The sequence below is a fragment of the Paenibacillus sp. FSL R7-0216 genome (assembly GCF_037969915.1).
GTDB classification, from domain to species: Bacteria; Bacillota; Bacilli; order Paenibacillales; family Paenibacillaceae; genus Fontibacillus; species Fontibacillus rhizolycopersici.
The window spans coordinates 2,227,907-2,241,248 of record NZ_CP150222.1 but is presented as its reverse complement, the minus strand read 5'-3'; the positions used below and the strand labels follow the sequence as shown (position 1 = coordinate 2,241,248).

General features: G+C 49.8%; 16 protein-coding genes. All 16 read right to left on the bottom strand.

Annotated elements, in window-relative coordinates:
- Positions 1-9 precede the first annotated feature (9 nt).
- Entirely contained in the window at positions 10-483 is a 474-nt protein-coding gene (locus tag MKZ15_RS10040; protein WP_193415215.1) for a flagellar basal body-associated FliL family protein, read from the bottom strand.
- Positions 480-704 carry a flagellar FlbD family protein gene (locus MKZ15_RS10035; protein WP_155607315.1) on the bottom strand — a complete coding sequence of 75 codons (225 nt, stop codon included), beginning with the start codon at positions 702-704 and terminating at the stop codon, positions 480-482. Before MKZ15_RS10035 ends, MKZ15_RS10040 begins: the two co-directional genes overlap by 4 nt.
- A gap of 77 nt (positions 705-781) precedes the next feature.
- On the bottom strand, positions 782-1,606 hold the full coding sequence (gene flgG / locus MKZ15_RS10030) for a flagellar basal body rod protein FlgG (RefSeq protein WP_193415214.1): 825 nt from the start codon (positions 1,604-1,606) through the stop codon (positions 782-784).
- 90 nt (positions 1,607-1,696) lie between these two features.
- Positions 1,697-2,077, bottom strand: coding sequence for a TIGR02530 family flagellar biosynthesis protein (locus tag MKZ15_RS10025; protein WP_193415213.1), 381 nt, complete (start codon positions 2,075-2,077; stop codon positions 1,697-1,699).
- Positions 2,074-2,577 carry a flagellar hook capping FlgD N-terminal domain-containing protein gene (locus MKZ15_RS10020; protein WP_193415212.1) on the bottom strand — a complete coding sequence of 168 codons (504 nt, stop codon included), beginning with the start codon at positions 2,575-2,577 and terminating at the stop codon, positions 2,074-2,076. The genes MKZ15_RS10025 and MKZ15_RS10020 overlap by 4 nt, the downstream gene beginning before the upstream one ends.
- 22 nt (positions 2,578-2,599) lie before the next feature.
- A complete protein-coding gene (locus tag MKZ15_RS10015; protein WP_339821687.1) occupies positions 2,600-4,021 on the bottom strand; it encodes a flagellar hook-length control protein FliK in 1,422 nt (473 codons plus the stop codon).
- A gap of 41 nt (positions 4,022-4,062) precedes the next feature.
- Positions 4,063-5,001, bottom strand: a complete 939-nt coding sequence (locus tag MKZ15_RS10010) for a hypothetical protein (RefSeq protein WP_339821684.1) — start codon at positions 4,999-5,001, stop codon at positions 4,063-4,065.
- A gap of 43 nt (positions 5,002-5,044) precedes the next feature.
- Positions 5,045-5,488, bottom strand: a complete 444-nt coding sequence (gene fliJ / locus MKZ15_RS10005; RefSeq protein ID WP_155607320.1) for a flagellar export protein FliJ — start codon at positions 5,486-5,488, stop codon at positions 5,045-5,047.
- Positions 5,489-5,498: 10 nt separating this feature from the next.
- On the bottom strand, positions 5,499-6,818 hold the full coding sequence (gene fliI, locus MKZ15_RS10000) for a flagellar protein export ATPase FliI (RefSeq protein WP_339821680.1): 1,320 nt from the start codon (positions 6,816-6,818) through the stop codon (positions 5,499-5,501).
- Positions 6,799-7,653 carry a FliH/SctL family protein gene (locus tag MKZ15_RS09995; RefSeq protein WP_193415208.1) on the bottom strand — a complete coding sequence of 285 codons (855 nt, stop codon included), beginning with the start codon at positions 7,651-7,653 and terminating at the stop codon, positions 6,799-6,801. Before MKZ15_RS09995 ends, fliI begins: the two co-directional genes overlap by 20 nt.
- Positions 7,646-8,662, bottom strand: a complete 1,017-nt coding sequence (gene fliG, locus MKZ15_RS09990) for a flagellar motor switch protein FliG (RefSeq protein ID WP_155607323.1) — start codon at positions 8,660-8,662, stop codon at positions 7,646-7,648. Before fliG ends, MKZ15_RS09995 begins: the two co-directional genes overlap by 8 nt.
- A gap of 11 nt (positions 8,663-8,673) precedes the next feature.
- Positions 8,674-10,257 (bottom strand): flagellar basal-body MS-ring/collar protein FliF, encoded by a 1,584-nt coding sequence (gene fliF / locus MKZ15_RS09985; protein WP_193415207.1) that lies wholly within the window; start codon positions 10,255-10,257, stop codon positions 8,674-8,676.
- A gap of 30 nt (positions 10,258-10,287) precedes the next feature.
- Positions 10,288-10,596, bottom strand: coding sequence for a flagellar hook-basal body complex protein FliE (fliE, locus tag MKZ15_RS09980; protein WP_339821673.1), 309 nt, complete (start codon positions 10,594-10,596; stop codon positions 10,288-10,290).
- Positions 10,597-10,638: 42 nt separating this feature from the next.
- Positions 10,639-11,088, bottom strand: a complete 450-nt coding sequence (gene flgC, locus MKZ15_RS09975) for a flagellar basal body rod protein FlgC (RefSeq protein WP_155607324.1) — start codon at positions 11,086-11,088, stop codon at positions 10,639-10,641.
- 6 nt (positions 11,089-11,094) lie between these two features.
- Complete coding sequence (flgB, locus tag MKZ15_RS09970) at positions 11,095-11,502, bottom strand: flagellar basal body rod protein FlgB (RefSeq protein WP_193415206.1); 408 nt, start codon at positions 11,500-11,502, stop codon at positions 11,095-11,097.
- Between the two features lie 427 nt (positions 11,503-11,929).
- The gene (gene hslU, locus MKZ15_RS09965; protein WP_339821671.1) at positions 11,930-13,333 is read right to left on the bottom strand and encodes an ATP-dependent protease ATPase subunit HslU; all 1,404 of its coding nucleotides are present in this window, start codon (positions 13,331-13,333) and stop codon (positions 11,930-11,932) included.
- Positions 13,334-13,342 lie beyond the last annotated feature (9 nt).

Here is a 13,342-nt window from a genome sequence, read left to right as displayed (position 1 = left end):
CGATATCAATTAGATTGTCGTCATGATGAAGTCGGTAATATCGATTTGAATCAATTTCCCTTCCGGCAGTGACTTGTTGATCAGGTTGAGCAATTTGGAGCTTAGATTGTCTTTCCCCAATGCACCTGTCAATTCCTCCGGCTTGGTATCCGCCAACGTTTTAATGATAATGGGTTTGATTTTGTAGTCCTTGATTTTGTCGAAGGCTTCCTTGGAAACCTCATTATCCAATTGGAAAGCAAAATCAATGACCACAACGTAATCCGGCTCGGACAAATTCGTTTTGATGTCGTCGAGCGTTGAAGTGACCTTCACGATCTCGTCCACCGACAATTTCTCCGGTTCAGCTACGCTATTGACAGCAGCATTTACCTCGGTACCAGGCGCGGGTTTATTCATTTGATTCACCAGCAGGAAGGCGGCCAATACGATTAATGTGATTGCAAGCAAAATCGTGATTAGCCAAGGCAGCATTTTTTTCATGACCATTCCTCCGTTTGTTGCACTTTAATAGTTGCTGCGTGGATGCCGATATCCCGATAATACGCTTGGATCATCGCAATAACATCGGCCGCCTTCTCCAGCACGATAATACGCTTCCCTGTGATCAGGGTGACGTAAGTATCCGGCGTTTCTTCTACGGTCTCAATCATGATGGCGTTCAGCCACATTTGAGAACCGTTCAAGCGTGTAACAGAAATCATGATTTCCCTCCTAGGCGATCAAGGAAGCGGGGGAAACAGCCGGGGAAAGGGTTCCCTCCCCCCGGCTACCCCTTCGCTTAACGTTTCAGATTAACTACTTCCTGAAGCACTTCGTCAGAGGTGGTGATGATCCGCGAATTCGCTTGGAAGCCCCGCTGCGCTACGATCATCTCGGTAAATTCTCCCGTCAGATCGACGTTGGACATTTCCAATTGTCCAGAGACGAGAGCGCCGGTCCCGGCTTCCGCATTATTCGGGTTCGTGTAGGCCAACTCGCCGTCAGCTACGGCATTCAGGGACACCCGGTAAAGGTTGCCTCCAATCTTCTCCAAGCCTTCCGGGTTGGTAACTCTGGCCACGCCGATGACGGCTCCCGCTTCCGTCCCACCTTCGGCGTTTTTCAGCATCATTGTTCCGTTAGAAGCGATCGTAAAGGCGGTTACCGCTTCAAAATCGATGGGCTCAATGACATCGCCATCGCTATTACATACTAGCAAACCGTCTGAAGTAACCAGTTGGCCAGATGCATCCAAATGAAAGTCTCCCGCACGAGTCAGGAAAGGAACCTCTTGATCCGCCGTCAGCTTCACGAGGAAAAATCCGTCCCCATCGATCCGTAGATCCAGGGGATTGTTCGTCGTCATCGCGCTGCCGCCGGTATGTAACGTATCGATGGAGCCGATGGATACCCCTAAGCCGATTTGTTTGGCGTTAACGCCACCAGATTCGCCATCAACCGGTGCGGTAACCCCGGCTACCGTCTGGCTCATGATATCCTTAAACATCACGCGTCCGGATTTGAAACCTACTGTATTTACGTTCGCAATATTGTTGCCGATAACGTCAAGCTTGGTTTGAAAGCCGCGCATCCCGGAAACGCCAGAATACATAGATCTTAACATGCGTTCTCATTCCTTCCAGTGATAAAATAACTTGCTTTGGCTGCTTCAGTCGATCCGCAGCCGATGGCTCCCGTAACCGGTCCAGCCATATTAAGAGATGATGACGGCGCTGTCGATTTGCGTGAATACGTTATCCTTCATACTGCTGCCGTCCATTGCGGTAACGACGGTACGATTATTCACATTGACGATAAGGGCCATGTCTTTCAGCAATATCAAGGAATCCTTGGCTCCCTTTGCAGCAGCACTATCTATCGCTGATTCGATCTTGTTCAACTGCTCCGGTTGCAGTTCGATTCCGCGTTGTTCCAACCGCTTCACCGCATGGTTGCTGAAATGGACCAGCCGGTCTTCCAGCATATCCTTGAAATTGGTTCCCGTCGTAGCTGTCGAATGGTTTCTGTTCGGCGTCAGCGCACTAGGTCCGATTCTTCCTGTGTACAGCTGCCCTACTCGGATCGGCCCGTTCATGATGGGTCCGCTCCTTGACCAGCTCCGCCGGTTTCCTCAGCAGGATCACCAACCTGTTCGATATCGGAGATTTTAACTTCCTTATCTCCCACCTTGACGTAGTGAACACCGTCACGAACAATAATGGAATCAACGATACCGCTTTCCTTCTCAACCACAACTTCGGATTGACCTGTCGCAACATCATAGTTACCTGTTTTGGTTGAGCTGACCCAAGTCACCTGTTTTCCAATCAGTCCGGAATCATTGCCTAATGATCGGCCTAGATTGGATAGCTGTTCAGAGATATTGGTCAGTTGCTCTACCGAGGAAAACTGAGCCATTTGAGCGACCATTTGTGTATTATCCATCGGGGATAAGGGATCTTGATTTTGCATTTGGGCCATCATCAGTTTCAGAAAAGCATCTTTGCCCATTTCGTTGGTTTTCGTGCTAGCCTTCTGAACATTGTTCTGCGAATAATTCGGCCACATCACTGAAGGTGAATACGTATCTGCCACGGAGGTACCTCCTTTCTGCTTTTTATGCTCTAGCGACAAAGGAACTGCCGTAGTTTTGCTCCTTGGCTCTGACCTCGGCAACCCACTCGTTCCATTCCTCATTCATATCATGAATGGCCAGAGTATCGTCCTCCATCAGTGGACGGCGTTTTTCACTTTGCTGCTGCCCCGCTCCGCTGCCGGACTGGCGTCCATCATGGTACATATGGGACGACAGTGCCGAGTTTTGCGTGACTTCCAACTTGTTCACCTGAAGCCCCTGGGACTGTAACGCCGTTCTCAGTTGCGCCATTTGCTGCTCCAGAGATTCCTTGGCAAAAGCATGCTCTGTCATGAATTGGGCGGTTAATTGCCCGTTTTGCATCGTAATTCGTACGTCAACTTGTCCTAAATGCTCCGGATAAAGCGAGATTCTCGCTTCAGATACGCCTTTCAGATTCACGATATCCAGCTTGTTAACCAGGAAACCGCTCATTTCTTTGGCGAACTGTTCAACCGGAACCGGCTTGGCTACATGCTTGACGGAAATGATGCCGCTATCCCGGATCGCAAGTTGTCCCGCGGTCACGATTTGTCCTGTTGGAACGGAATCCTCGTGTTCTTTAGGTTCCATCGTTAGGTCGTCAACTGCCGTATCGGTTTCAAGCGCTGAGTAAATCGCGTGAACTGCTGCCGTATTGCTGCCTGTTTTTGTGCTGTGCTGAGCGGTCTGTGCATTCCCTTGATTTAGCATATCGCCGCCCGAGCTGCCTTGTGGGTTAGCTCCTGCACCTTGATTTGCCGTAAGGAATCGCGGGTGTATTCCTCCAACCGATTCGGTTCCTTTTCCGCCATTCAGCTTCGTTTCGGCCGAATCAGGGAGTGTATCCAGCATCCCTTGCAGCGTATCCAGCATGACTCCGGCTTGTCCTTGCGCGTTCGATGTCAGCTTCGCGGTATTCGATTCCGTTGCAGCCAACAATTGCACCAACGCATCCTGTACCGCAAAACGCATCGTCTCTGGCTGTTGCGCCAGCGCCGGCAGTACATTAGCTTCTTCAGCCACCGCTGTTCCCGACGTTGGAGTCGTGTTCGTCTGCTGCAATAAGGTCTGGACATTTTGTAGCCAGCCTTGCAATGCCGCCATCAACGATGGGTCCGCTTGAAGCGCTTCATCCAATTTCGGCAGCTGCTGCAGCAGTCCTTCGATCATGGCTGCTAGCGTACTGTCCGTTGCGTCGGATGTAGCCGCTTCTGTGGTTTTCTGAAGTCCAGCCAAGGTCAGCAGTTGGGCAGAAGTTTGTCCTTCCTGTGGCTGAGCATTGCCAAGCAGCATGGAAAGGAGCTTCTGGTCAAAAGACAATGCCGTATTAGGCGTAACTTCCGACTTGCCTGCCGATCCATACCATAACGAATTAACAGATCCCGCTTTGCTTCCATTTACTTGAGTTACGGTTTGATTCATCTTGTTCTCACCTCCTTTCAAGAGTAATTTTCAGTCCATATTCACTTGCTAACCAATTGATTCAAAATCTTCACCGACGTTTTCTCATCGGTTTTGGCCATTTCCGCCAAAATTTTCGATCGAGTGGTTCCATTGACCGACTTCATGATCTTAAGTCCCTTTTCCGGACTCAGCTTATACGTTTGAAGAATGAGTTTGGCGGCATCTGCCGCAGCCATCGATGAGAAAGTCTGACTGAGCTCGGTATCATCCAGCCCTGTTCCGGTTGTGGCGGCGGCAGCATCCGCAGCCGATTCCATTTTGAGTCTGGACTGCAGTGCGGCGATCGCCAAATCCTCGGACGTATTGACATCCTTCAGCTTGATCGAAATATCGGCTGCCTTCTGTGGATCCATCTTTTCCAAAATGGCCACTTTACTCTCATTACTCATCACACTCAGCATTTGCAGCGTCTCTTCCGTTGACAGCTTGTCGAAGATTGCCGCTGCTTTGCTTGGGCTCATCTCCGCATAGAGATTGGCCAGCTTCTTAACTTCCTTCTGGTAGGCTTCCGCTTCCGTCGATTGTTGCTGTTCATTCTCTTGCTGTTGAACAGTAGCAAGCTGATCCTGTAACTCTTTGACTTTCTCCTGCTGCTGGGACGCTTGCTGGTTCGCCGATTGCAGCTGCGCCTGCTGTTTTGCAAGCTGATCTTTGAGTTCTTTCACAGTCGCCTCGGTACTCTCCTGCTGCTTCTGTTCTTCCTCCGCAGCTTGCTTCAACTCACCCTCTGGAACTTCAGGATCCGGGACCAAATTCTTCACAACGGGAATCCGGTTTCCCCAATCGAACAGCGTATTGCGGAAGTCAATGTTGAATAAGGTTAAAAGCACACCTAACAGGACAACCGTAAAAAGAATAGGGGTCATAAAGAACAGAAAACGCGAGAATCCGCCTCCCGACTCTTCTTCTAATTCTTCATCAAGCACTGTTTTTGCCATCTTGTTTCCCTCCTTCGAACAACCGTATGGGCGCCCGCTTTCCTTATCGGGCTCTCATGGCGAACCGGACCGTGGCCATTTCATCCAGCTCGTTTTGTTCCCGAAGAAGCATATCGTGCTGAAATTTATCCATGGCTTTCTCTTTCGCTTTAAGCCATACCTTCTCGTCCAGCATTTTCCCCTTTAAAACCGTCTTCTTGTGCTCTACCTTCTGTTCGGCTACGCGAATATCGCCTTGCTTCCTCTCGATCGCTTGATCGATGAAGCCCATATATCGTTGAAGTTCCTGCAGTTTGATCATGGAGGCTGTGTTCTCTGCTTCGGCTGCGATCACCGCAGCGATACTGGCTTTCTCCTCCAACAACTGCTCCAGCGAACGTTGCTCCGACTGCAGTTCGCCAACGGCAGCGGACAGCATCCATTCAGCCTGCGTCTTTTCGTTGGATTTCAAATCGACTACTTTTTGATAGACGTAACGGAACTTCATACTTTACGTTTCATCTCCTTGCGAATTCGGAAATTAGCCGTTCCTGCACTTCAGTGAGCTTCACTTTCTCATTGACCCTCTGTTTCGTAAAGTTCCATATCTCTTGGATCGCGCCGATCGCTTCGTCGATATCCGCGTTGGAGCCCGGCTGATACGCACCGATATTGATCAAATCCTCGGAATCCTTATACACGGCCATCAGCCGCTTCAGGTTATCGGCCGCCTCATTCTGGTCGTCCGTCACGATATCCTTCATCACCCGGCTAATGCTCGCCAGAATATCAATCGCGGGAAAATGCCCCTTATTCGCGATCCCGCGGTTCAGCACGATATGGCCGTCCAAGATTCCCCGGACTGCATCGGCAATCGGTTCATTCATATCGTCGCCGTCAACGAGTACGGTGTAGAAAGCGGTAATCGATCCGGTAGGCCCGGTTCCCGCACGCTCCATTAATTTCGGTAATGCAGCAAACACGGAAGGGGTATATCCGCGCATAGCCGGCGGTTCCCCAACTGCTAGTCCTACCTCGCGAAGTGCCATCGCATAGCGAGTAACGGAATCCATCATGAGCATGACGTTAAGGCCGCGATCCCGGAAATACTCAGCGATCGTTGTGGCAATCAAAGCCCCCTTCATCCGGATCAAAGCCGGTTGATCGGAGGTTGCCACGACGACGACGGAACGTTCCAACCCTTCGGGGCCAAGATCCCGTTCAATAAAATCTAGCACCTCACGCCCCCGTTCCCCGACAAGCGCGATCACGTTAACGTCTGCCGAAGTGTTACGAGCGATCATCCCCATCAACGTACTCTTTCCGACCCCGGAGCCGGCGAATATCCCAACCCGCTGGCCTTTGCCGATTGTTAACAGACCATCGATAGCTCGCACCCCGATGCCTATTGGCTCGGTAACTCTCGGACGATTCAGCGGATTCATTGGTTTGTTGTACGTTGAATAATGTCCCATCCTCGATGGCAACAGGGACCCGTCCAGCGGTTGACCCAAGCCATCCAGCACCTTACCGAGCAGTTCGGATCCAACCTGAACGGTCAGCGGTTTGCCGGTCCCGACGACATCACATCCGGGACCAATCGCTTGGAGCTCGCCCAGCGGCATAAGCAACACCTTGTTATCACGAAACCCAACCACTTCGGCTTGGAGTGGTTGAGCGGCCTTGCTGGGGTAGATATAACATAAATCGCCTATGCTGGCGTCCGGGCCTTCGGATTCGACCATCAGCCCGATGACCTGTGTCACTTTCCCGTTGATTCGGATCGGATCAAGTTGCCTAAGGTGATCGATATAACGTTCAGCTCTCAACATCGTCATACGCCTGACCTCGCTCCTCCGTTTGTAGAGAAACCCGCAATAGTTCTTTTTTGATCTCCGACAACTGGGTATCGATTCTGGCGTCAACGCTGCCGAAAGAGGAGCGAATGACACAACCGCGATCCTTCACCGTTGGATCCGGTAGGATCTGAAGTTCGGCCTGCGAGTCGATAGCTAGACTCAGTTCTTCGCGGGCCGCCTGTACGAAAGCGAAGTCGCCCGGCGAAACGCATAACGTTAGAATTCCCTGCTCTCGTTTGCGAGCTAGGCTCTTCTTGATCAGGTCCATCGCGTAATCCGGCTCAAGCTCAAGCTGCTTGTCGATGATTTTCTCGGCTATCGCGCAGCTCAATTCAACCACGAACGGCTCCGCTTCCTGAATGATGCGTTCTTTCTCAACATAAGCATGTTGCAGGACCGAACCGGCTTCGTTCATCATCTCGTCGATGCGGGAGCGCATTGTTTCTTCTGCCTGTGTTTTTCCTTCTTCATAACCCTGATTGAAGCCCTCCGCCTTCAAAGCTTCAATCATATGCTCGTCCTGTTCGCGGCGTTCTTGCCACCAGGCTTCGATTTGCTCGCGGGCTTCGGCTAACATAAGTTCCGCCTGCTCCGCAGCCTCCCTTACCTGGCGTTCGGCAAACTCCTTGGCATCGGCCAGCATTTGTCGTCTCGTTTCTTCTGCTGCAAGATCTTCAACAGAAGGGCTGTGAACGCTCGTTTTCTCGGTTTGTGCAGAAGGTGTGTCCTCAGCAGAGGTATGGATCTTAGCTAAATTTAGTTGTTTTAAGATTTCGACCGGTACGTATTGAGACACCTTGATCAAATTAGACAATGATGTCATCTCCTCCGCCGCGGGCGATAATAATCTCACCGGCTTCTTCCAGTCTGCGGATCGTAGCTACGATGCGGGTTTGTGCCTCTTCCACATCACGCAACCGCACCGGCCCCATGTATTCCATTTCTTCCTTGAATGTCTCGGACATCCGTTTCGACATATTGCGGAAGACGGCCTCGCGGACTTCTTCGCTGGCCACTTTGAGGGCAAGCTGCAAATCGGCGTTCTCGATATCGCGGATAATTCGTTGGATCGAACGATTGTCGATGTTGACGATATCCTCGAAGACGAACATCCGCTTTTTGATTTCTTCGGCCAACTCGGGATCCTGGATTTCCAGCGAGTCGAGGATGGTTCTTTCGGTTCCCCGGTCGACCCCATTCAGAATCTGTACGATGGACTCGATACCGCCAGCGCTGGTGTAATCCTGCGTAACCGTTGCGGAGAGCTTCTGTTCCAGCACGCGTTCGACCTGAGCAATGACCTCCGGTGAAGTACTGTCCATAACCGCGATTCTTCTCGCGACCTCTGCCTGCTTCTCCTGCGGAAGCGAAGACAGGATGGCAGCCGCTTGTTCGAATTGCAAGTAGGACAAAACCAAAGCGATCGTTTGCGCGTTTTCGTTCTGAATAAAGTTGAGAATTTGATTTGGATCTGCCTTACGGGCAAAATCGAAAGGCCGGACCTGCAAAGTTGCGGTCAGGCGGTTGATGATATCCACCGCCTTCGATTGGCCCAGCGCTTTCTCCAGAATTTCCTTGGCGTAATTAATGCCGCCCTGGGTGATATACTCCTGAGCAAGGCAGATCTGGTGAAACTCCGCCATAATCATTTCTTTTTCCGTGCCGTCGACTTTACGAACGTTGGCGATCTCCAGGGTGAGCTGCTCGATCTCATCATCCCGCAAGTGCTTGAAAATTTGCGCTGACACCTCGGGCCCTAACGTAATCAACAATATGGCTGCCTTCTGCTTCCCGCTTAAACCCGGGCTCGATGTTTTTGACAATGCGTTCACCTCTATTCATCAGCCAGCCAGGTGCGAAGCAAGTTAACGAATTCGTCAGGCTTCTTCTTGGCCAACGTTTCCAGTTGTTTGCGCACTTGGTTTTCATTCGTGACCGTATCCAGATTAATGGACGGGAATTCCGGCGTAAGCGGCAAAGCGAGATCTTCTTCCGCTTCCGTCGCTTTCTTGCGGCGGCGGAACAAGACGATTCCGAGACCTGCCAGTGCCAGCAGAGCCGCGCCCCCCACACCCCAGACCAACGGGCTCGACAAACTCAAACCGCTGGTTTGGGTCGCGTCCGAATGGAATGGCTGGGACAACACTGAAACTTTTTTCTGCAATTCTTCGTCTGTATAGGTAGTACCCGAATCTGCCAGGTAGGAACCGACGATGTTTTTTAAGATATTTTCAATCGCGGACTGCGTATTCTCATCCAAAGTATCTTGACCAACTGGTGGTTCAACAGCCACGTTAATGGTTAAATCCTTTATAACGTATGGACTAGCGATAATATCCTTCGTAATCCGATTAACTTCATAGTTGATTGTCGACGAGCTCTCTTCCGAAGACGATCCCCCGCTTGTTTCTGCTGAAGGATAATTAACGACGTCTTCTTGACCGGTACCTGGAACTCCGCTAGTCGGACTAGCCGCTCCGGTATAGCTCTTCTGCACTTTTTGTGCGCTAATTTCGATACCTTTCATATTTTCGGTATCCACCGGTGTTACAAGATTATCCTTCTGGCTAACCTGGTCAAAATTCAGCTTTGAAGCAACCAGCACTTCGATTTTGTCCGGACCGGTTAGTCTGGAAAGGAACTGCTTCACGCTTTGGCGAACATCGCTTTCGAATTTCTTCTGCAGGGCCATGTTCTCCTGAACCGCCGTGGTTAACGACCCCGTTGCTCCACCTTGTCCACTTGGCAACAATACGGTGTCATCACTCGACGAAAGCGAGATATTCTCTACCGGCAAATTCGGAACCGAAGTCTTTACCAAATTGAAATACCCGTCGATGGCTTCCTGATTCGGCCGGTACCCTGGCTTGAACGAGAGGACGATCGAAGCCGACGCCTTCTCCTGGTCTTCCGGGCTGGCGAATACATTCTCCGCTGGAAGGTTGAGAAGCACCTTAGCGTCATTGATTCCCTGCATGCGCTTCAGCAGTTTTTCAACTTCGCCGTTAATGGCGGTTTTATACTTCACGTTAAATTCATTGTCGGTCATGCCGATTAAGGAAGAACTCTCATTAAAGGCATCCAAACCGATTGACCCACTCTGTACGATCCCTTGCGAACCGACATCGACCTTAACCCGTGCTGCTTCCTTGCTAGGCACCGAGATCGTGGAACCGTCCGGTCCCAGCTTGTACGGAACCCCGCTGGATTCTAGGTAATTGATGATTCCTGCCGCATCGGTTGAATCGAGGCCGGTAAATGCCACGTCATATTCCGTTTTGGAAAATTGGATCGTCAGCAGGATGATGGCGAGCAGCGCAAAAGTTACGGTTGCGATAATAAATGTTTTTTGTTTTTTACCAAATTGGTTCCAGTACCCTAGCATTCGATCTCGGTACTGTGTAATTCTCTCATTCACAATGTCACCTCATCCGAGCATGTTCAGTCCTTAAATTTGCGTACGCATAATCTCTTGATAAGCTTCTATCACTTTATTCCGGACTTGCGTAGTCAACTGCAAACTTAACAAGGCTTGCTCCGAGGCGATCATCATCTCATCGGCATTTACTTTCCCTAACAGAAACTGGCTATTCACCTGTTGTACATTGGTTTCCTGTGCAGCAACTCCGTCCAGCGCATCGCTAAGAAAAGAACTGAATTGCTTCATGGATTCCGCAGGCGTGAGATTCTGCGCATTGCCGGACGTTTGCGTTCCTGTCACCGGCTTTAAGGAGTCAAAACTCATTCTCTCGATCAACGTGCAACACTCCTAACTACGAATTATGTTATCTTTTCTAGTCTATTTACCGATTTGCAAGGCTTTGGTAAACATCGCTTTGCTGGCGTTAAGCGCCGTAACGTTAGCTTCATAAGAGCGGGTTGCCGAAATCATGTCTACCATCTCTTTCAAAACATCGACATTCGGCATATAGACATACCCTTCACTGTCTGCATCAGGGTGTGTCGGGTTGTAAACCGGTTTAAATGGCGAGGCATCTTCTTGAATTTTCGTGATTTTTACCCCTTGGCTACTCGCATCCTTACCCATAGCCGAATTCAAGGCACGATCGAAATCCATCTCCTTGGGTGCCATAACAACCGTTTTGCGCCGGTAAGGAACAGCTTTGCCGTCCTCAATCTTGGCCCGAGTCGTATCGGCATTAGCGATATTAGAGGAAATCACGTCCATACGAAGACGTTGTGCGGTTAATGCGGAAGAACTAATCCCAAAACTGTCATTGATATTCAATGCCGATTATCTCCCTTCAACGGCGGTACGCTTCATTTTAATCAAATAATTCATTTGCTCGACATAAGCGTTATATCTCAGTTGATTTTCGGCAAGTTTTGTCATTTCGCTGTCGATATCGACGTTATTCTGGTTGTTGTTCATTGCCGTACTTTGATCCGTGCCTACGACCGGTTCAGGAACCTCGTTCGTTGGACCTATAACGAAATGCCTCACGTTCGTTCTCCTTCCTTGGAGCGCAGGCATACCGTCGTTCATCTCTGCTTGCAGCATGCTTTCAAAAGACACGCTGGATCTTTTAAAGTAAGGGGTGTCCACGTTCGCAATATTATTGGAGATAACCCCTTGCCGAAGATTTGCGGCCTGAATCGCGGTATCAAGCCTGTCAAATCCCACCCCATTCAACAACTGCACATTAGTTCCCCCCTTAGTCTCATTCGATCTTAATCATTAATGATTCTACAAACAATAGACAAATCCTCTTTTTTCGACATTTTTTTTGCTAATTATTGTCTTTTAATTGTCTTTCTTACGTCCTAGACATGAATGCTGTTTAATAATGTCATATATCCTAAGTTTCAAGGAGATTCGACATTATTACAATAAGAAAAAAGCCCTATCTTTCATGACTTTGACATCGTTTTTGGTCAAAAATGAAAATTTTACATAATAATCGTCAAAAACCAACATCATCCATATCTATTAAAATCAATCACCTTTCTAGGAATAAATAAAGACCACCCGCCTAAGATGGCGAAGTGGCCTGAGTTTTTACAATATTGTGAAAAACGGATCAGGTCCTAGCTTGTAAATATCCATTTCTGATTCGAATCAGATGGATTTACAAAATAAATTGACTAAGGTCTCGATCCTGGGCAATATTTCCTAGTTTTTCCTTTACGTATTCCGGAGTGATCACCATTTTCTCGAGCGTCAGCTCTGGAGCTTCAAAGGACAGGTCCTCCAGCAGCTTCTCGAGGATCGTATGCAGCCGTCTGGCTCCAATGTTTTCGGTATTCGTGTTAACCGAAGCCGCAATACGAGCGATTTCATGGATCGCTGTGTCCGAGAACTCAATTTCTAGATTTTCCGTGCGCAGCAGTTCGATGTACTGTTTGGTCAAAGCGTTCTCCGGCTCGGTCAAGATCGATACAAAATCCTCCAGCGATAAGCTGCTCAGCTCAACCCGAATCGGAAAACGCCCTTGTAGCTCGGGGATCAAATCAGATGGCTTAGCAATATGGAAAGCCCCCGCTGCGATAAACAAAATGTAGTCGGTTTTAATCGGTCCGTATTTAGTCATGACCGTTGAGCCTTCCACGATGGGCAGAATATCGCGCTGCACGCCCTCACGGGAAACGTCCGGCCCCGAACCTTGACCTCGACTGGCAACCTTATCGATTTCGTCAATAAAGATGATCCCGGTTTGCTCCGCTCGCGTGACGGCTTCTTGAATCAAATCGTCCTGATCGATCAGCTTAGCTGCTTCCTCCTGCGTCAGTACCTTGCGGGCTTCTTTGACCGTCAGCTTTCTCTTCTTGGTCCGTTTAGGTAGAAGACTGCCGAACATTTCCTGCATGTTCATGCCGAGCTGGTCGTTCCCTTGACCTGCGAACATATCCATCATCGTTGGCGCATTGTCCTCTACTTCGACTTCCACGATATCATTCTCCATTTGGCCGGCCAGCAATTTGAACCGTACTTGACGGCGACGTTCCGTCAGCGTACCATCTTCTTCCGGCTGCTCCTGGTCAGGGGTGCCGTTTCCGTTGCCTCCCCCGAATAACATTTCAAAGGGATTACGCACCCCTTTGGCTTTGCTTTCGGAAGGCACCAGAATGTGAACCAGACGTTCATTCGCAAGCTCTTCGGCCTTGTCCTTCACCTTTTCGGTTCGCTCCAGCTTCACGGTACGGATCGCCGTTTCGATCAGATCGCGCACCATCGACTCGACGTCCCGGCCAACATAACCGACCTCGGTGAACTTCGTCGCTTCCACTTTAATAAATGGGGCGCCGACGAGCTTGGCGAGCCGGCGGGCAATTTCCGTTTTCCCCACACCGGTCGGCCCGATCATCAGAATGTTCTTCGGCACGATCTCATCCTGAACCTCTTCCCGGAGAAGACTACGCCGGTACCGGTTACGCAGAGCGACAGCAACCGATTTTTTGGCTTGCTTTTGCCCTACGATGTATTTATCCAATTCAGCCACGATTTGTCTGGGCGTTAAATTTTTATCGGTCATGATTCGTCC

Bases quoted from the DNA above. Each gene is read 5' to 3' on its own strand.
- MKZ15_RS10040 (WP_193415215.1), bottom strand. From the start codon at position 483: ATGAAAAAAATGCTGCCTTGGCTAATCACGATTTTGCTTGCAATCACA.
- MKZ15_RS10035 (WP_155607315.1), bottom strand. From the start codon at position 704: ATGATTTCTGTTACACGCTTGAACGGTTCTCAAATGTGGCTGAACGCC.
- flgG (WP_193415214.1), bottom strand. From the start codon at position 1,606: ATGTTAAGATCTATGTATTCTGGCGTTTCCGGGATGCGCGGCTTTCAA.
- MKZ15_RS10025 (WP_193415213.1), bottom strand. From the start codon at position 2,077: ATGAACGGGCCGATCCGAGTAGGGCAGCTGTACACAGGAAGAATCGGA.
- MKZ15_RS10015 (WP_339821687.1), bottom strand. From the start codon at position 4,021: ATGAATCAAACCGTAACTCAAGTAAATGGAAGCAAAGCGGGATCTGTT.
- MKZ15_RS10010 (WP_339821684.1), bottom strand. From the start codon at position 5,001: ATGGCAAAAACAGTGCTTGATGAAGAATTAGAAGAAGAGTCGGGAGGC.
- fliJ (WP_155607320.1), bottom strand. From the start codon at position 5,488: ATGAAGTTCCGTTACGTCTATCAAAAAGTAGTCGATTTGAAATCCAAC.
- fliI (WP_339821680.1), bottom strand. From the start codon at position 6,818: ATGACGATGTTGAGAGCTGAACGTTATATCGATCACCTTAGGCAACTT.
- hslU (WP_339821671.1), bottom strand. From the start codon at position 13,333: ATGACCGATAAAAATTTAACGCCCAGACAAATCGTGGCTGAATTGGAT.